Origin of the sequence: Dawidia cretensis (assembly GCF_018598175.1) — a bacterium.
GTDB lineage: Bacteria > Bacteroidota > Bacteroidia > Cytophagales > Cyclobacteriaceae > Ohtaekwangia > Ohtaekwangia cretensis.
Map to the genome: position 1 here is coordinate 1 of NZ_JAHESE010000029.1, position 17,335 is coordinate 17,335.

A 17,335-nucleotide genomic window follows, 5' to 3' on the forward strand; every position below is an offset into this window, starting at 1 on the left:
ATGGAAGCGCAATGAAGCGAGAGCTTCACGTTGCGTTTTACGAGAATCTCAGGCTGAAATGCCTGGGTTTACTTACCAATGCCAGTTATATAGTATAGCATTTGTTCTTTGTTTGGGTTACTTAAAGATACCCGCCAGGGCACGGCAGCCCGGCGGGATATCTTTTTTCAAGATTAACGTGAGATGAGAAATACTTTTATAATAAAGTTGTTGACGGCGCTTATCCTGTGCTGTTCGTTTACATCAGAGGATGCCCCGCGCATCTTCCTGATCGGCGATTCCACCATGGCCAACAAGCCTGAGTCTGTGGCGCCCGAAACAGGGTGGGGCATGATCTTTCCCGACTATATCCGACTTCACGTCGAAAACCATGCAGTGAATGGCCGCAGTACAAAAAGCTTTCGCACGCTGGGACACTGGCGCACGGTATATGAAAAGCTGCGTCCCGGTGACTGGGTGTTTATACAGTTTGGACACAACGACTCGAAAGAGTCTGACACCACCCGTTATGCCCCTGCGCGCACCGACTACCGTAAGAACCTGGAGCGGTATATTGCCGAGATCCGGAGTAAGGGCGCAAACCCACTGTTGATCACACCCGTGATGCGGCGCAAGTTTGACGAGAAAGGCAACTTTGTGGACCAACACGGCGATTACCCGGCAGTAGTAAAAGAAGTCGGTAAAGCTCAGCGCGTGCCGGTACTCGACCTGCACGCCAGCAGCCGCGATGTGATCGTACAACAGGGGGTAGAGGAATCCCGGAAGATGTTTCTGAACGTGCCACCGCGTGTGTGGGAGCATTACCCCGAAGGCAAAGAAGACAATACACATTTCACCCGCTACGGTGCTGCCTGCATGGCGTCGCTGGTAGCCGCCGGCCTGCGCACGCTAAACCCCGACCTGGCGAAAGAGCTGATTCAGCTGCCGACCGGGAACAAGTATGTATATGAACTACCCAAGATCATGCACGTGGCTTTCCGCAAGGATACATTCAACATTGAAAAATATGGCGCGCGCGGCGATGGTCTTACTTCTAATACAGACGCTATACGCCGTGCGGTGGAGGCCTGTACTGCTGCGGGTGGCGGCACCGTGTTAATTCCGCGAGGCCTGTGGTTAACGGGCCCGGTGGTATTAAAAAATAACGTAAACCTGCACGTCACTGCGGGTGCCGTACTGCAGTTTACGAATCGTACTGAAGAATATCCCCTGGTAAAGACGAATTGGGAAGGATTGGAAGCTATCCGGGCACAGTCACCGTTGTATGCAGCGGATGTAGAGAACATCGCCATCACCGGTGGGGGCGTGATCGATGGCGCCGGCGACGCCTGGCGTCCGGTAAAGAAAAGCAAACTGCCACCGCCGGAGTGGGAACACCTGGTAAAATCGGGCGGCGTGTTGAACGAAGGTGCCAACACCTGGTACCCTACCGCGCGTGCGCTAAAAGGCTCATTGGCGAAACGCCCGGGCGTCGTCGCCGCAGGGTATGATATAGCAAGGGCCGAAGAGATCAGGGAATTCCTGCGTCCTAACTTGCTCAGTATCGTACGGTGTAAGCGCGTGCTGCTGGAAGGTGTTACGTTTCAGAACTCACCGGCGTGGTGCCTTCATCCCTTGCTGACGCAACATCTTACGCTGCGTGGCTTGACGGTGCGCAATCCGTGGAATGCCCAAAATGGAGATGGCGTCGATATCGAATCATGTCGGAATGTCCTGGTAGACAAGTGTACTTTTGATGTCGGAGACGATGGCATTTGTATTAAATCCGGCCGCGATGAAGAAGGCCGAAAACGCGGTGTGCCGACCGAAGATGTGATCGTACAACATTGCACGGTCTTTCACGGCCACGGTGGTTTTGTCATTGGTAGTGAAATGAGCGGTGGTGCCCGCAATATTTTTGTGTCCGACTGCAACTTCCTGGGTACCGATGTAGGCTTGCGCTTTAAAACAACCCGGGGAAGGGGAGGAGTAGTAGAGAAGATTTATGTTGACAACATACGTATGAGTGGGATTGGCGGAGCGGCCATCTTATTTGATATGTACTATATGGCGAAAGATCCGCTGGCCATGTTTGCCGGTGAAGAAAAACCTTCCATTGCATTTGAGCCGGTCACAGAAGCTACACCGCAGTTCCGCGACTTTTACATTCGTAATGTGGTGTGCAAAGGTGCTGAAACAGCAATCTTCGTACGCGGCCTGCCCGAAATGAATATACAGTCGATATCGCTTAGCGATATTGCGATTCAAAGCAAGATCGGCTTTGTCTGCACCGAAGGCAGTCACGTTACGCTGCGCAATGCCACGTTGCAGTGCACTAGTGAAAGCGTGGTAGAAGTGCACGATAGCCAGGGCCTGGTGCTGGAAAATGTACGCTCGGGCAATAACGACGTGTTTGTACAGGTGAGCGGTAACCGCTCTAAAGACATACAACTTACCGGCGCCAGTGGCGCCGGTACTAAAAAAGATATAGCATTAACCAACGGCGCATCGGCCAAAGCTGTGCGGCGTAAATAAGAGAAAAGAACAGTATGATGAAACGAGGGAATAACCTCATGCGATCAGTTGGGATCGTATGTATTTGTTTGGTCAGTATTTGCTGTAAAGCACAGGAGAAAGGGTGGGGGCAGCGCATGGCGGCTACTATTATGGCTACCCATGCCGACACACTCACCGTGAAACCCTACGTTACACACGGGAAAGAGACAGTCGATCAGAAACCCCGCCGGCCTGCCAACTGGAATTATGAGCAAGGCGTTACCTTAAAGGGCTTTGACGACCTGTGGCGTTACACTGGCGACAAGGTGTATTTCGACTACATGAAAAAGATGATGGATGCGTTCGTCCGCGCTGACGGCACCATTCGCACTTACGACCTAGTTGAATACAACATTGACCATGTCACACCGGGTCGTATTCTACTGACGCTGTACCAGGAAACCCATGAGGAGAAATATAAAAAAGCCGTAGACCTGCTACGCGAGCAGTTGCAATGGCAACCCCGGACCAAGGAGGGTGGCTTTTGGCACAAACATCGTTACCCCTACCAGATGTGGCTCGACGGCCTCTACATGGGCGGGCCGTTCTACACTGAATACACCCAGGTATTTAAACGCGAGAAAGAGTTCGACGACGTCGCTAATCAATTCATCTGGATGGAGGCCCATACCCGCGATGCTAAGACCGGCCTGCTGTACCACGCCTGGGATGAAAGCAAAAAACAACGGTGGGCCAATCCCACCACCGGCCAGTCGCCCGAATTCTGGGGCCGCGCCATGGGCTGGTATATGATGGCCCTCGTCGACATGCTCGACTACCTTCCCGCTAACCATGCCAAACGAAAAGACATCATCGCTATTTTTCAGCGCCTGTCCAGCGCGTTGAAAAAATATCAGGATGACACCGGTGTATGGTATCAAATCATTGACAAACCTACGGTTGCCGGTAACTACCGTGAAGCTTCGGCCAGCTGCATGTTTGTCTATGCCATAGCGAAAGGAACACGCCTGGGCTACCTTGATAAGCATTTCAAGGCGGTCGCCCGGAAAGGCTATGATGGACTGTTGAAGAACTTCATCGAGAAAGATGCCGACGGCCTCATCCATCTAACAAAAACGTGCAGCGGCGCCGGTCTCGGCGGTACGCCGTATCGCGATGGATCCTTTGCTTATTATATAGGGGAGCCTTTGCGGGTCGACGACCTGAAAGGTGTGGGGCCGTTTATACAGGCTTCTATTGAGTTAGAGCGTATGGCACCTTAGACTTGTGCCGGCATGCACACAAAAAATAAAGAATTTTATGAAAAAGTTATTCATGCTCATGTTGGTGCTGACTGCGGCAGTGCTACACGCCCAGGATCTTAAAAAAGATTTTCCTCAGTCCTTCGCTATAAAGGTGACCAATCCCGGCGTCCTCGGTCGAGGTCAGGTTCTTGTCTTAGTTTCTCCGGCACAATTAAAACAAGCCGCTCCTAAATTCAACTTCAAAGCGTTTGTAGTAATAGACGGCGCAAAAGAAATTTCCAGTCAATATAACCACGCCGGTGCTGACGCCGGCATAGCCTTCGTCCTTGATACACTGGCTCCTTCTGCCAGTCGCACATTCACCATTCGTTTTCACCCCACCGCCACCATCGCGCATGATTATCCCAAGCGTACGCAAGCGGAATTATCACACAAAGTAGATGGGGCCTGGCAAGGTCGTGAATATATGGGGGGGAAGTTCCAGCCGGTGACGTCGCTGCGCGTGCCGCCCGAGCACAAGGACCATTCGTGGTTTATTCGTTACGAAGGCCCCGGTTGGGAGTCCGACAAAGTCGGCTATCGCTTTTATCTCGATCAACGTAATGCCACCGATGTATTTGGTAAGAAGACAAAGAATATGGTATTGCAGCAAGTAGGCCTTGACGGGTTTGAATCATACCACCACCTGCAGCCTTGGGGCATGGACGTCATGAAGGTTGGTAAGGCCGTGGGCCTTGGCTCGCCTGCCATACTTGCCAATGGTCAGGCTGTGCGAATTGAAAAGACGGATAGTGTTAGTTGCCGTATTTCAGAAAATGGTGTTGTGTACTCCGCTATTCAAACACATTATGCTGGCTGGCAAGTGGAGGGAAAGAAGTACGATGTGAACGCAGATCTATCGATCCACGCGGGTACACGGTTGAGCCATCTGCGGTTGACGTTTTCGCAGAAGCCTGAGCAGTTTTGTACGGGGATTGTAAAAGACAAGGCGGCGCCGCTGGTTACGAAGAAGGGTGATGATTCGCATTGGGGGTATATGGCTACGTTTGGTAAGCAAAGTTTGAATGATGATAATCTAGGGCTTGCCGTGTTCTTCAGGCCGAAGGATGAGGCGGGGTTTACGGCTGACCCCTATAGCCACCTTGTGCAACTTAAGCCGGCTAATACGTTGGTTGAATATTATTTCCTTGCGGCGTGGTCGGGGGAGCCGGGGGGGATACAAACAGAGCAACAGTTTTATGCTTACCTCAACGGTGTTGCGGCACAGTTGGCTGAGCCGATTAAAGTGACCATTGGAATGTGAGTGCACCGTGCCTTGTGCCAGCAAAGCGAATAGCACTTAAGCAGTGATAGAGATAAGTTATAAGGATGGCGATTAAGAAATACATAGTAGTATATGCTCTGATCATGACAAGCGGGCCAACAACAGCCCAAGTCTGGCTCGCGGATCAAGGTAACGGCACGTATCGTAATCCCATACTTCATGCCGACTACTCCGATCCGGACGCTTGCCGCGTCGGTGAAGATTATTACATGACTGCCTCCAGTTTTGACGCCGTTCCTGGTCTGCCGCTGTTGCATTCCAAAGATCTTGTCAACTGGTCGCTCGTGGGGCACGCGTTGCCACGTCAGCCGCCGTACGATCATTTTGCTAAAACACAACATGGCAATGGCGTTTGGGCGCCCGCCATCCGCCACCACGATGGCAAGTTTTATATCTACTATCCCGATCCAGACTTTGGTATATACGTGACTATCGCCACGCAGATTGGCGGCCCGTGGAGCGAGCCTGTGTTGGTGGAGGCAGGCAAAGGCCTGATCGACCCGTGCCCGCTCTGGGATGACGATGGAAAAGTATATTTGGCGTATGCTTACGCCGGCAGCCGTGCCGGTATAAAAAGCATTCTTGCTATCAAACGCCTCAGTCCCGATGGTACACACGCGCTCGACGTTGGTACGTTGGTATACGATGGCCATGGCATAGACCCCACCATCGAAGGGCCCAAGCTCTATAAGCGGAACGGTTACTATTACATTTTTGCACCGGCTGGAGGAGTATCCACCGGATGGCAGTTGGTGTTGCGTGCGCGAAATATTTACGGTCCTTATGAGCGGCGCGTGGTGATGGATCAGGGTACGACTACCATCAATGGTCCGCATCAGGGCGCGTGGGTGAATACGCCAACGGGCGAAGATTGGTTCCTGCATTTTCAAGACAAAGGTCCTTATGGTCGCGTCGTACACCTGCAGCCCATGCAGTGGCGCGACGACTGGCCAGTTATTGGCATAGATAAGGATGGCGACGGTAAGGGTGAACCGGTGTTGGCGTATAGAAAGCCCACTATCGGGAAAACTAAAGTATCTGTCACCGCGCCACCTGAAAGCGACAACTTCAATACTGCTGCCCTGGGACCGCAGTGGCAATGGCAAGCGAACCCCGAGGCTACGTGGTCATTCTTGTATCCTGCGAAAGGCGTGTTGCGCCTGTATGCTGCCTCCATACCAGCGGATGCCAGGAATTATTGGGACGTGCCCAATATTCTGTTACAGAAATTCCCCGCAGAAGAGTTTACGATCACCACGAAGCTCACCTTTTCGCCACATCCTACTTTACCCGGAGAAGCCACCGGGCTGGTTATCTACGGACAAGCCTATGCTGCTCTTGCGTTACGCAATACACCTGAGGGGGTATATTTGGTGCAGACACATTGCGCCGACGCGCCCAGCGGCAAGCCGGAGACAGAAAAGTCGATTGTGAAAATGAAAGACAATACGGTATACCTGCGCGTTAGCGTGGCCAAAGAAGCACGTTGTCGGTTTAGCTATAGCACCGACGGTACAACCTATACACCGGCCGGTGAAGTATTTCAGGCCGAGCCCGGCCGCTGGATTGGTGCCAAGGCCGGTATTTTCTGCACCCGTACCCGCTCAACAAACGACGCCGGATACGCTGACTTCGATTGGTTTACCGTAACACCTGTAAAACCCTGAAGCATGAGAAGTCGTATGGCCTGGACGTTTGCATTGGTATGGCTGACCCTGCACATTGAAGCACAGTCGACTACGCAAGCGCTAGAAAAGGTGTCTTACGATTTTGCCGTAGCCCAGGACGGCTCCGGCGATTTCCGTACACTACAAGAGGCCTTTAACGCTGTACCCGATTTTCGTAAGAAACAGACCCGTATTCTGCTTCGACGAGGAACTTACAAAGAGAAGCTCATACTGGCCACGTCCAAAATCAATGTTCGGCTTATCGGCGAGGATGTAACCCGGACAATCGTGACCTACGACGACTATGCTGCAAAGAAGAATCGTTTCGGCGAGGAGATGGGCACGACAGGATCTTCTTCTTTCTTTGTATTTGCAGACGACTTCTTAGCCGAAAACATCACCTTTGAAAACAGTGCCGGACCGGTGGGTCAGGCGGTAGCCGTGCGAATTGCAGGTGATCGCGTAATGTTTCATCATTGCCGGTTTCTGGGCAACCAGGACACGCTCTATCCCTTTGGCGAGAAGAGCCGCCAATACTATAAGGATTGTTATATCGAAGGGACTGTAGACTTTATCTTCGGCTGGTCTACCGCGGTCTTTGATCATTGTACCATATTTTGTAAAAAGCCGGGTGGTTATGTTACGGCGGCCTCTACGTTGGAGAGTACACCCCAGGGCTTTGTCTTCCTCGACTGCAAGATCACCGGTGATGCTCCTACGGAATCCTTTTACCTCGGCCGGCCTTGGCGCCCCTGGGCGAGAACAGTATTTATACGTTGTGACCTCGACAGACAGATAAAAAAGGAGGGCTGGCACAACTGGGACAAGCCCGATGCCGAGAAGACGGCCTATTATGCCGAGTACGCTTCGACCGGTCCCGGTGCTGGCGGCACCACTCGTGTACCCTGGGCGCATACGCTGACGGCCGCCGAAGCAGCTGCCTACACCGTTGAAACGATTTTAGGAGATTGGAAGATAAGCGTACCTTGAAGCAGATTTTAACACACGCCATGTATGCCCGTGATTCACGCTGACAAAGCTGCCGTAACGCAGGTCAAAAATGGGGTAACCCGGTACCTCATTCATGAACAACAACTGATGACAGTGGTTATCGATTTTAACAATGGCCCCTGGGAAGCTCCCGACCCGCCGCATAGTCATGTGCATGAACAAACGACGTATGTTGCCGCGGGTGAAATTATATTCTTTTGCGAGGGTGAGCCGGATGAGCGCCTGAAAGAGGGGGATATGTTTTGTGTTCCTTCTGGTAAACTACATACTATTCAGGTGCTGTCGACGCATGTGCGGCTGGTGGACAGTTTTACGCCGCTGCGTACTGATTTTCTTGGTGTGTAGTGATGGGGAGTTAATGGGTGGCGCCGTCAAACCATGTTTTGAAGTCGCCGACTTTCTCGCGGCTTACGATGATCTCTTTATCGAATTCCTGGATCATTGTGATCTTGAGCCGGCTGTTGGAGTAGACCAGCACATCTTTGATCGCATTGATGTTGATGATATAGGTGCGGTTGATCCGGAAGAATATTTGTGGATCGAGCATGTCTTCCAGCGCTTCCAGCGTATAGTCTATGATAAACTTTTTATTCTGACCGGTCACCAGGTATACATCGCGGCCTTCGGCGTATAGCAGGTTGATCTGGTCGGCGGTGATGGAGCGGATGTGTTCACCGACCTTTACCATGAACCGACGTTTGTGTACCGTGGCAGAGGAGGTAGTGGCTATCTGGCTGATGCGCTGCACCTGTACTGCGGGGAATTGTAGCTGTTGCCGGAGTGATTCCATCTTCTTCAGGCTGGCGGCCAGATCGGTAAATGTGACGGGCTTTAACAGGTAATCAATGCTGTTTACTTTAAAAGCGTCGAGCGCGAATTCATTGTAGGCTGTTGTGAAGATCACCGGCTTTTGTACCTGCATCGCCTGGAAGATCTGGAAGCTTAACCCATCGATGAGCTGAATGTCCATAAAGATCAGGTCTACTTCGTCCTGGTGCTGTTGCAGCCAGGGTACGGCCGCCGCGACCGAATCCAGCCGGGCTGCCACGACAATCGTGGGATCGTATTTTGTGAGATAACGTTCCAGCTTCTCCGCCGCCGGCAGCTCGTCTTCAATGATCGCGACTTTCATAGTGCCTCCAAAGGGGTAGCTTCCTCTACGCGAAGCAGCGGTAATTTAATATAATTTTCCTGGTAGGCCTTCACTTTAATCAGCGGCAGGTCGCTGTAGAGCGAGTATGACCGCTGTAACCGCGTGAACGCCACTTCGCTGTCCGCATACGGTATCAACCGGTCATTCAGCTTGCTTTGTAATACCAGGTAATTGTCTTCGGTGTAGCAGGTTATGGTCAATGGTTCAAAACGTGTAACGATTGTGTTGCGCACAATATATTCCACTACGATCGGCAATGACCCCGGTATCAGCATGGCCTCCGTCAGGTCGTCGTCCTCGGTCACTTCCAGTGTAAGCTGGCCGAAGTATCGCTCGTTTAGTAGCCGTACCAGGTTTCGGGCAGCATCGATTTCGGCCTCCGCGGGGATCAGCTCCTGATGCCGGTTCGTCAGCACATACCGGTACGCCGTCGCCAGCGAGTCGATGTAGGCTTCCGCTTTCTCTACATCGCGGTACATAATGCCGATCAGGCTTTCGAGGCTTTCATACAGAAGTTCCGGATTGATGTCGTGCTGGAACTCCTGCATCTCTACCTCCAGGATTGCCTTGTTTTGCATTTCAGCCTGCAGCTTGAGCGTGTTCTCCTGGTGCAGATAATAGTCGCTGATATAAAGAAGATTGTAAAGCGCCGCGGTGACTGCAAAAATAGAACAGAAGGTCGCGAACTGTTCGTTGGTCATGCCAAAGCCGATCACGTACTGGAAGTACAAATGCAGCCCGATCATGACAAGCCCCGTCGATAGAATCAGCGTGGCCAGTACCTGGGTTGTGATCAGCCGCGACGTACGCCGGTCACGTTGAAAGCGATGTTGAATGACAATGACCAGTCGGCACGACTCAAAGGCCAGATAGGTAAGACCGATGCACAGGTATAATTCCTGGCTGTTAAAAAGATCGTTGATCTGGGCCACGGTGTCGTTGATCATCAGGACCAACAAATAGACCAGCGCGCCATAAAAGGCTGGCGCCAGGATGCGGAACACGGGGTGATGGATAAAATACCGTTTCATGCGTGTCCGTTTAGTTGAGGTTTCAGCTTGGGCGGAAAAAGGATGAGCGGAAGCGATACGGTGAATTTCTCGTCGTCGCGAATCTCAATCTTCTTATCCGTAAAGAAACGGTAGCGCTTTTGAATATTGTCCAGGCCGATCTGGAACGACGTAACACCATGGGCCGTGCCGGTCTTGGTGTTGATGACTTTCAGCCGCGTGTTATCTTGTGCCGTGATATAAATAAACAGCTTCTTATCCGTGTGCATCGGGTTGTGCTTTACTGCGTTTTCGATCAGCATCTGCAACGTCAATGGCGGGATCTTGCTGTTCATGACATTCGGGGGCAGGTTGATCTCGACGTGCAGCTGTTGTTGAAACCGGATGCGGAGCAGATAATAATACGACTCGACAAAGCTGATCTCTTCCTGCAGTGAAACATACGGCTTGCTGCGTGTCGTCAGAATAAACTGGTAGGTCTGCGCCAGGCGGCGGATAAATTGCTCGGCCGAAGGCAGATCTTTGTACAACAACGACGAGATGGTGTTCAGGCTGTTAAAAAGATAATGCGGGCTAATCTGGCTTTTCAGCGCTTCGAATTGTAGTTCCAGCTGGCGGCGCTCGCGTTGTAGCTTTTCGATCTGCGTGACTGTGTAATGCTGGTACGAAAAAAGCAACGCATAAATGACATTGTACATAAACAGCGCTGCCAGGTACAGGATCATTAACTTCCAGTACAGATCGGTGTCGCGTGCCGAGAAGCCAGGCCAGAGCACATTGCTGCCGGCCACGGAAAGAAACGCGGCGCCGGCGGCAACCGTCACGCCCATGGCGAGCAAGACATTGGCGCCATATCCCACCAGCAGCCGCGAGGTAAAGTACGTGCGCCAGGGAATCCACCGGTCCAGCGCGGTGTTGGTAAAGTACAGGGTCACGGCCAGTATACTTCCTGTCAGGATGCTGAAGAGGATACCCGAGCCGCTGTCTTGCAGGCCGGGAAAAGTTCCCGTCTCGCTCACGTGCAGGTACACGAAGAGCATGAAGAAAAACACAACGGCGAGCAGAATAATCCAGGTAAATCGGCGAAGCGGATGACGCATAAGGTTAAATTACGAAATCGCGTGATTAAATCAATCGATAGCCCGTAAGGCCCGTCCGTAGTATGTTTCCGACGAGATCGAACGCGCTATCTCGCGATAGGTATCTTTCAGCGGCGTGCCACCGGCCTTCACCCGGTTGGCCGCACGGGTCATCACCTCGGTTTTATAGTGGTCTGAATCCATGCTGCGCACCACTTGCAGTACAGACGCCAGTTGTCCGTCGGTTTTAGTTTCGACGATGGCCTGTTGTAATACTTGTGATTTGTAGTGGTCGTTGTCCATACCTTTGCAGAGGTCTAGCGTGGTCGCCAGAATGTTGTCATTCAGGGAAGGTTGTTTTAACAAGCGGCTCAATACTTCGGATCGGTAGTGATCCGACTCGATCGAACCCAGGATCTGTGAAGCGCTCGTGATGACCTCCGCGGTTAGCGGCCGCGACAGCAATTCACGGATGATCTCTGTCAGATAATGATCTGACTCCACATGGCGGGTCGACTCGATCAGATTATCGTACGAGCGCTTTGACAAGTTAGGTTTGTTCAGGGCTCGTTTTAGTATCTCCGTTTTATAGTGATCGGATTCAATGGCCTGTGTTGTTTCGATCAGTTTTTCCATGGCGGCATCCGTCAGGTTGGGCTTTTGTAAAAGGGCCGTCAATACTTCGGTAATATAGTGGTCCGATTCGATTTTGGATGCCGCTTGCAGTGCTGTTGTAATATTGTCCTGCGTGACATTGTCGCCGCGGAGCGCCTCTTTAATCACCCCCGCGCGGTAGTGGTCGGAGTCGATCTCCAGCGTCGCGCTGAACACTGCGGCCGATGCTTCTTTGTTCTGAATAAACTTGCCGATGTTGTTTCGTAAAAATTCGGCCTTGTAATGATCCGAGTCAATCTTGCTGCTCACCGAGCGGATGATGCCGGCATACTCTGATGCCGGTACGGGTTGCTTCATGAGCAGGGCCGCATATTGAGCACGTACGCCGTCGCCTTCCAACTGGCTGATTTCGTTTAGGACTCCCGTTGTACCGCCTTTCTTAAAAAACCGCTCCACACGGGCTTCCGCCGAGATAGTTGTCGAACGGACCACGCCGGGCAGGATGTCTGCCAGCCAGGCTTTGCCGCCGTCCTCCCACGACGCCAGCGTACGGCCTTCATAGTACGAACGTTTCAGTTTGCCGCCGCCTTGCGATTCGATGACCACCGAGCGTTTGCTGCCAAAAACAGTCTTGCTGATTTCCAGGTAGCCGCCGTCCGAAAGCGACTTGATATCACGGTCGTCGTCGGTTACTTCCACGCGGCCGCGAAGCTCGATGTTGAACTCGCTGCCGTTGGATTTATGCGTCCAGCGGTAGCGGTCGTTGTCGATTTGGAGAGAGGTTTGAGTATTGTTATTGCCGGAGGCAGTTACCGTCTGACCCGATACCGGGTGCAGCAGCGGAATAAGGACTGCCAGGATGAAGGAGGACAACAGGATGCGCGTTTTCATATGCCTGAATAAGTTTATGCCGTATTAACGGTACAAGGATGGGAAGAAGATTCAGGGTATAAAAGAGATGTGTCGCGAAGTGTTGAACGGGTGTAGTGAGTTGCCAGAAACGTGTTGTCGCCGAAAAGCTAAAAAATGCCCGTCCACAGGTCTTTGGATCTGTGGACAGGGTAGAAGATTACAAAGAAACGCCGCGTTTCCAGGGGATGAAGTCGTCCTGGCCGAGGGCTACCGACTTGGCGGTGACGCGGCCACTGGCTACTTCGATGATGAAGTCGAGGATTTCTTCGCCGACCTGGTCAATGGTTTTTTCGCCTGAAATGATCGAGCCGGTGTTGAAGTCGATGATATCGGGCATGCGGTCGGCCAGTTTGGTGTTGGTCGAGAGCTTTACGACTTGCGATACCGGGTTGCCTGTCGGCGTGCCCAGTCCGGTTGTGAACAGGATGATCTGCGCGCCGGAGCCAGTTGTGCCTGTCGTGCTTTCTACGTCGTTGCCCGGTGTGCAGAGCAGGTTGAGTCCGGGCTTTTTGATATACTCGGCATATTGCAACACATCGGCTACTGGCGCTGTGCCGCCCTTCTTGGCCGCGCCCGCCGACTTGATGGCGTCGGTGATTAAACCGTCTTTGATGTTACCCGGGGAAGGGTTCATGTCAAAGCCCGAGCCTACGGCTTCGGCGGCATTGGAGTAGGTACGCATCAGCTTGATGAAAAGCTCGCCGGCAGCGTCTTCTTCGCAGCGGTTGATGAGCTCTTGCTCGACACCACACAGCTCTGGGAATTCTGATAGGATCGTACTGCCGCCGAGGGTCACGAGCAGGTCGGATGTATGACCGATTGCCGGGTTAGCCGAGATGCCCGAGAAACCATCCGAGCCACCGCATTTTAATCCGACCACCAGCTTGCTGAGCGGTGCGGGTTTGCGCTCGATGTTATTTGCTTGCACCAACGCGGCGAACGTCTGGCGAATCGCTTGCGTCAGCAGCTCTTGTTCTGTGCCACTTTGTTGTTGGTCGAGTATAAACACCGGCTTGCTGCCTTTCGGATCCAGCTCTTTCAAGCGCTCTTGCAATGTTGTAATCTCGGCATTCTGACAACCGAGGCTCAGCACGGTTGCGCCTGCCACGTTAGGGTGGTGAATATACCCGGCCAGAAGTTTGCACAAAGTTTGTGAATCCTGCCGTGTGCCACCACAGCCGCCCTGGTGTGTTAGAAATTTTACACCGTCGATATTTTTGAAGAGACGGTTATCGGCCGCGGCACCCGCCGGGAGGAAAGGCACCGTTTCCAGCCTGGTGGTACCACCATTTCGGTATGCCTGCACCAGCTCGTGCACGTAATCTTTATAGGCTTCGGGTTTGCCAAAGCCCAGCTCGGTTGTAAATGCTTCGGTGATCACTTCCACATTCCGGTTCTCGCAGAATACCAGCGGAACAATAAGCCAGTAGTTGGCTGTGCCCACCTGTCCGTCGGCACGGTGATAGCCCATAAAAGTTTTGTCTTTAAAGGCTGAAACGTCAGGCGGCGCCCAGGAATAAGCCTTGGTGCGACCTGCGTAGGGAGCGGCTTTGTGTTTGAGGTTGTGTGTGCCGATGACACCGCCCTGGCGGATCGGCTGGACGGCTTTGCCCACCAGAGTGCCGTACATCAGCACTTCGTCGTCGGGCTGCAGGGGTGCCTCGGTAAATTTGTGTTTGGCAGGAACATCGTCTACCAGTGTCAGCGGCTTGCCACCATCCACGGTCAGTGTTTCACCGGCCTTTAGGTCTGTCAACGCTACATAGACGTTGTCAGCGGGATGAATTTTCAGAAATCTGTTTGACATATTAATTATTCACGTATCTTGCGCAATCGATTGCGCAATTTACATACTTTTCCATAACAACAAAATAAAATGTTGCGCATACAAATAACGACAATCCGATATGCTTTTCCGCCTACCATGCCATACCTTTTTCGTACGGTCGTTTCAGGATAAGAGCCTTTCTTTTTCGTCCTGTTACTGGTACAGTACTGGAAAAATAATGGTAGGTTAGAAAGAAACACCTTATGGCTTATACAACACCCATCGCAACAGCTATTCTGTCCTACGGTATGTCGGGTGAGGTGTTCCATGCGCCGCTGCTGGAAGCGCACCCCGGCTTTGCCTTACAGACGATCGTACAACGTCGTGCACGCACGGCGCAGTTGCGCTACCCGCAGGTAAGTATTGCCGGCAGTGTAGCCGAGGTGTTGCAAGACCCTGCGATCGAGTTGGTCATTGTCAACACTCCCAACGCCACTCATGCCGAATTTGTCGCGGCAGCACTTGCCGCCGGCAAACACGTGGTCGTCGAAAAACCTTTTACGGTAACCTCGGCCGAAGCCAGCCAACTGATTGCCGTGGCGCAAAAGCACCAGCGTGTGCTCACGGTATTTCAGAACCGTCGCTGGGACGGCGACTTCCTGACGCTGCAGCAGATTGTCAACAGCCAGGCCGTTGGCACTATCGTCGAGCTCGAAGTACACTACGATCGCTTTCGCAATTACATCGAGGCCAACACCTGGAAAGAAGAAAGCGGTCCCGGCACCGGCATACTCTACAACCTGGGCTCGCATATGCTCGACCAGGTTATCACACTCTTTGGCATGCCGCGGGCCGTCGATGCCCGGCTCGGCATACAACGTCCCGGCGGCAGGGTAGATGACTTTTATGACATCCGCCTGCAATATGACGGCCATCAGGCTATTGTCAAGTCCAGCTATCTCGTGCGCGAAGGCGGGCCGCGTTATAGCGTGCACGGCACCGAAGGCTCGTTTATAAAATACGGCCTCGACCCGCAGGAGCAGGCCCTTAAGGATGGCAAGACACCCGGCAGCGCCGGATGGGGCGTGGAAGATCCCAGCCAGTGGGGTAAACTGAATACGACGTTGCAAGGACTGCACATCACCGGCCAGGTGGAAACACGGCCCGGCAATTACCTGCAGTTCTATCACGGTGTATACGATGCGATTCGCGCGGGCAAGGAGCCACCCGTGTTGCCGCAGGAGTCGCTCGAAGGGATAAAATTGATCGAAGCGTGCTATGAGAGTAACAGGCTGCGCCAGTCCGTGCGCCTGTCTTAACACCACTTCGTAAAGCTTATTGATACATGAAGAACAAAGTCATTACACTCGGTGAAATCCTGCTCCGGCTCTCCACGCCGGGATTTGCACGGTTTACACAGGCCGGCAGCTTCCAGGCGCTCTATGCAGGCTCGGAAGCAAACGTTGCGGCGTCGCTCTGCCACTTTGGGATACCGGCCGCGCACATCACCCGCTTCCCCGACAACGACCTGGGCAAGGCGGCTGTCCAAACCCTGCGCCGGTATGGCGTTGACACGCAGCACATCGTCTTCGGTCCTGGCCGCATGGCGATATACTTTCTCGAGAATGGTTCGATGCAACGCGCCTCGCGTGTGATATACGACCGCTTCGACTCCGCCTTTGCGCACATCGAGCGGGGCATGATCGACTGGGACAAAGTCTTTGCTGACGCTACCTGGTTTCACTGGACGGGTATCACCCCGGCACTGTCGCAAGGCGCGGCCGATGTTTGCCAGGATGCCATTGCCGCGGCACACCGCAAAGGCCTGACGGTATCGGGCGACATCAACTACCGCCGCAACCTCTGGCAGTATGGTAAGACGGCGCAAGACATCATGCCCGCCCTCATTACCGGTACCGATATCGTGGTGGCAGGTATTACCGACATGGAGAACTGTGCCGGCATTACCGGAGCATCGTTCGAAGAAGCATGTCGCGCGTTTATGCGGGCTTTTTCGCAGGTGAAAAAAATTACCACCACCCTTCGCGATTCCGTCAGCTCGTCGCACAACCGTCTTACGGGCATGGTGTGGAATGGCCAGTCGCTCGTGTCGTCGCAACCGTATGAGCTTACACACATCGTAGACCGTGTAGGAGGAGGCGATGCCTATATGGCTGGTCTCATTTATGGTTTACTGACGCAAAAGAGCGATGCCGATGCCGTAGAGTTTGCCACGGCCGCCAGTACCCTGAAACATAGCATCGAAGGCGATGTAAACCTGGTAACAGTAGAGGAAGTAGAAGCCCTTGTCAAAGGCGAGAACGTAGGAAAATTATTACGCTAAGCGCATGAAGAAATTCACCCAACAACAAATTATAGATACCATGGCTCAATCTGGCCTGGTGCCCTTGTTTACACACGCCGACGCCACCCTTGCACAGGAAGTGATCGACGCTGCTTACAAAGGAGGCGTGCGTGTATTTGAATTTACGAATCGCCTTCCGAACTCATTTGACGTATTTCAATCCGTGCTGAAGTACTTCGAAAAATATCCGGACCTCATGTTGGGTATCGGTACCGTTATGGATGCTGCTACCACGCGTAGGTTTATCGATGCCGGCGTGCATTTTATTATTTCTCCCATCCTCAAACCCGAGATGGCCGCCGTATGCCGCGAGCAAAATATGTTGTGGATACCGGGCTGCGCGACCCTGACAGAGATCGTCACGGCAAAAGAGCTCGGCGCGGGAGTGATTAAAGTATTCCCTGGCTCGGTGCTCGGTCCTGGCTTTGTGTCGGCTATTACACCGGTGGTGCCGGGCCTGAAGCTCATGATCACAGGTGGGGTAGAGCCCACAGAGGCAAACATGTCGGCATGGCTCAACGCCGGTGCAACGTGTGTCGGACTGGGCTCACAGCTCTTCACCAAAGAGATTATCGCCGAAAAGAACTGGGCACAGCTGGAACAAAAGGTGGCCGCTGCGCTGAAGATCATCCGGAGCATCCGGAAAACATGACGGTACGCATACACACCCTCTCGTTATCATAAACAACTA

At 52.9% G+C, this 17,335-nt stretch carries 14 protein-coding genes; 9 read left to right on the top strand and 5 right to left on the bottom strand.

What is annotated here, in order from left to right; genetic code table 11:
• The first annotated feature begins 183 nt into the window (after window positions 1-183).
• The 6 genes from KK062_RS22545 (at window position 184) to KK062_RS22570 (ending at window position 8,087) form a co-directional block, all read left to right on the top strand.
• On the top strand, window positions 184-2,514 hold the full coding sequence (locus KK062_RS22545) for a glycosyl hydrolase family 28 protein (RefSeq protein WP_254086621.1): 2,331 nt from the start codon (window positions 184-186) through the stop codon (window positions 2,512-2,514).
• A gap of 116 nt (window positions 2,515-2,630) precedes the next feature.
• On the top strand, window positions 2,631-3,758 hold the full coding sequence (locus KK062_RS22550) for a glycoside hydrolase family 88/105 protein (RefSeq protein ID WP_254086622.1): 1,128 nt from the start codon (window positions 2,631-2,633) through the stop codon (window positions 3,756-3,758).
• A 37-nt stretch (window positions 3,759-3,795) separates the two neighbouring features.
• The gene (locus KK062_RS22555) at window positions 3,796-5,043 is read left to right on the top strand and encodes a DUF4861 domain-containing protein (RefSeq protein WP_254086623.1); all 1,248 of its coding nucleotides are present in this window, start codon (window positions 3,796-3,798) and stop codon (window positions 5,041-5,043) included.
• A 65-nt stretch (window positions 5,044-5,108) separates the two neighbouring features.
• On the top strand, window positions 5,109-6,731 hold the full coding sequence (locus KK062_RS22560) for a glycoside hydrolase family 43 protein (protein WP_254086624.1): 1,623 nt from the start codon (window positions 5,109-5,111) through the stop codon (window positions 6,729-6,731).
• 3 nt (window positions 6,732-6,734) lie between these two features.
• Window positions 6,735-7,721 carry a pectinesterase family protein gene (locus KK062_RS22565; RefSeq protein WP_254086625.1) on the top strand — a complete coding sequence of 329 codons (987 nt, stop codon included), beginning with the start codon at window positions 6,735-6,737 and terminating at the stop codon, window positions 7,719-7,721.
• Window positions 7,722-7,745: 24 nt separating this feature from the next.
• A complete protein-coding gene (locus KK062_RS22570; RefSeq protein ID WP_254086626.1) occupies window positions 7,746-8,087 on the top strand; it encodes a cupin domain-containing protein in 342 nt (113 codons plus the stop codon).
• Between the two features lie 10 nt (window positions 8,088-8,097).
• Here KK062_RS22570 and KK062_RS22575 read toward each other — a convergent pair whose 3' ends face one another.
• The 5 genes from KK062_RS22575 to KK062_RS22595 form a co-directional block, all read right to left on the bottom strand.
• Window positions 8,098-8,874 carry a LytR/AlgR family response regulator transcription factor gene (locus KK062_RS22575; protein ID WP_254086627.1) on the bottom strand — a complete coding sequence of 259 codons (777 nt, stop codon included), beginning with the start codon at window positions 8,872-8,874 and terminating at the stop codon, window positions 8,098-8,100.
• Entirely contained in the window at window positions 8,871-9,926 is a 1,056-nt protein-coding gene (locus tag KK062_RS22580; RefSeq protein WP_254086628.1) for a histidine kinase, read from the bottom strand. The genes KK062_RS22575 and KK062_RS22580 overlap by 4 nt, the downstream gene beginning before the upstream one ends.
• A complete protein-coding gene (locus KK062_RS22585) occupies window positions 9,923-11,005 on the bottom strand; it encodes a sensor histidine kinase (RefSeq protein WP_254086629.1) in 1,083 nt (360 codons plus the stop codon). The genes KK062_RS22580 and KK062_RS22585 overlap by 4 nt, the downstream gene beginning before the upstream one ends.
• Window positions 11,006-11,035: 30 nt before the next feature.
• Window positions 11,036-12,490, bottom strand: coding sequence for a hypothetical protein (locus KK062_RS22590; RefSeq protein WP_254086630.1), 1,455 nt, complete (start codon window positions 12,488-12,490; stop codon window positions 11,036-11,038).
• Between the two features lie 178 nt (window positions 12,491-12,668).
• Entirely contained in the window at window positions 12,669-14,318 is a 1,650-nt protein-coding gene (locus tag KK062_RS22595; protein ID WP_254086631.1) for a UxaA family hydrolase, read from the bottom strand.
• Between the two features lie 224 nt (window positions 14,319-14,542).
• Between KK062_RS22595 and KK062_RS22600 the strand changes: the two genes are divergently transcribed.
• From KK062_RS22600 to KK062_RS22610, 3 genes are read left to right on the top strand one after another with little or no spacing between them, the layout of a single operon-like run.
• Entirely contained in the window at window positions 14,543-15,598 is a 1,056-nt protein-coding gene (locus tag KK062_RS22600) for a Gfo/Idh/MocA family oxidoreductase (protein WP_254086632.1), read from the top strand.
• Window positions 15,599-15,624: 26 nt separating this feature from the next.
• Complete coding sequence (locus KK062_RS22605; RefSeq protein WP_254086633.1) at window positions 15,625-16,623, top strand: sugar kinase; 999 nt, start codon at window positions 15,625-15,627, stop codon at window positions 16,621-16,623.
• A gap of 4 nt (window positions 16,624-16,627) precedes the next feature.
• The gene (locus tag KK062_RS22610) at window positions 16,628-17,296 is read left to right on the top strand and encodes a bifunctional 4-hydroxy-2-oxoglutarate aldolase/2-dehydro-3-deoxy-phosphogluconate aldolase (protein WP_254086634.1); all 669 of its coding nucleotides are present in this window, start codon (window positions 16,628-16,630) and stop codon (window positions 17,294-17,296) included.
• Window positions 17,297-17,335: the final 39 nt, after the last annotated feature.

Coding starts and splice junctions, on each gene's coding strand:
- KK062_RS22545 (WP_254086621.1), top strand. CDS start 184: ATGAGAAATACTTTTATAATAAAGTTGTTGACGGCGCTTATCCTGTGC.
- KK062_RS22580 (WP_254086628.1), bottom strand. CDS start 9,926: ATGAAACGGTATTTTATCCATCACCCCGTGTTCCGCATCCTGGCGCCA.
- KK062_RS22560 (WP_254086624.1), top strand. CDS start 5,109: ATGGCGATTAAGAAATACATAGTAGTATATGCTCTGATCATGACAAGC.
- KK062_RS22575 (WP_254086627.1), bottom strand. CDS start 8,874: ATGAAAGTCGCGATCATTGAAGACGAGCTGCCGGCGGCGGAGAAGCTG.
- KK062_RS22570 (WP_254086626.1), top strand. CDS start 7,746: ATGCCCGTGATTCACGCTGACAAAGCTGCCGTAACGCAGGTCAAAAAT.
- KK062_RS22585 (WP_254086629.1), bottom strand. CDS start 11,005: ATGCGTCATCCGCTTCGCCGATTTACCTGGATTATTCTGCTCGCCGTT.
- KK062_RS22590 (WP_254086630.1), bottom strand. CDS start 12,490: ATGAAAACGCGCATCCTGTTGTCCTCCTTCATCCTGGCAGTCCTTATT.
- KK062_RS22550 (WP_254086622.1), top strand. CDS start 2,631: ATGGCGGCTACTATTATGGCTACCCATGCCGACACACTCACCGTGAAA.
- KK062_RS22565 (WP_254086625.1), top strand. CDS start 6,735: ATGAGAAGTCGTATGGCCTGGACGTTTGCATTGGTATGGCTGACCCTG.
- KK062_RS22605 (WP_254086633.1), top strand. CDS start 15,625: ATGAAGAACAAAGTCATTACACTCGGTGAAATCCTGCTCCGGCTCTCC.
- KK062_RS22595 (WP_254086631.1), bottom strand. CDS start 14,318: ATGTCAAACAGATTTCTGAAAATTCATCCCGCTGACAACGTCTATGTA.
- KK062_RS22610 (WP_254086634.1), top strand. CDS start 16,628: ATGAAGAAATTCACCCAACAACAAATTATAGATACCATGGCTCAATCT.
- KK062_RS22555 (WP_254086623.1), top strand. CDS start 3,796: ATGAAAAAGTTATTCATGCTCATGTTGGTGCTGACTGCGGCAGTGCTA.
- KK062_RS22600 (WP_254086632.1), top strand. CDS start 14,543: ATGGCTTATACAACACCCATCGCAACAGCTATTCTGTCCTACGGTATG.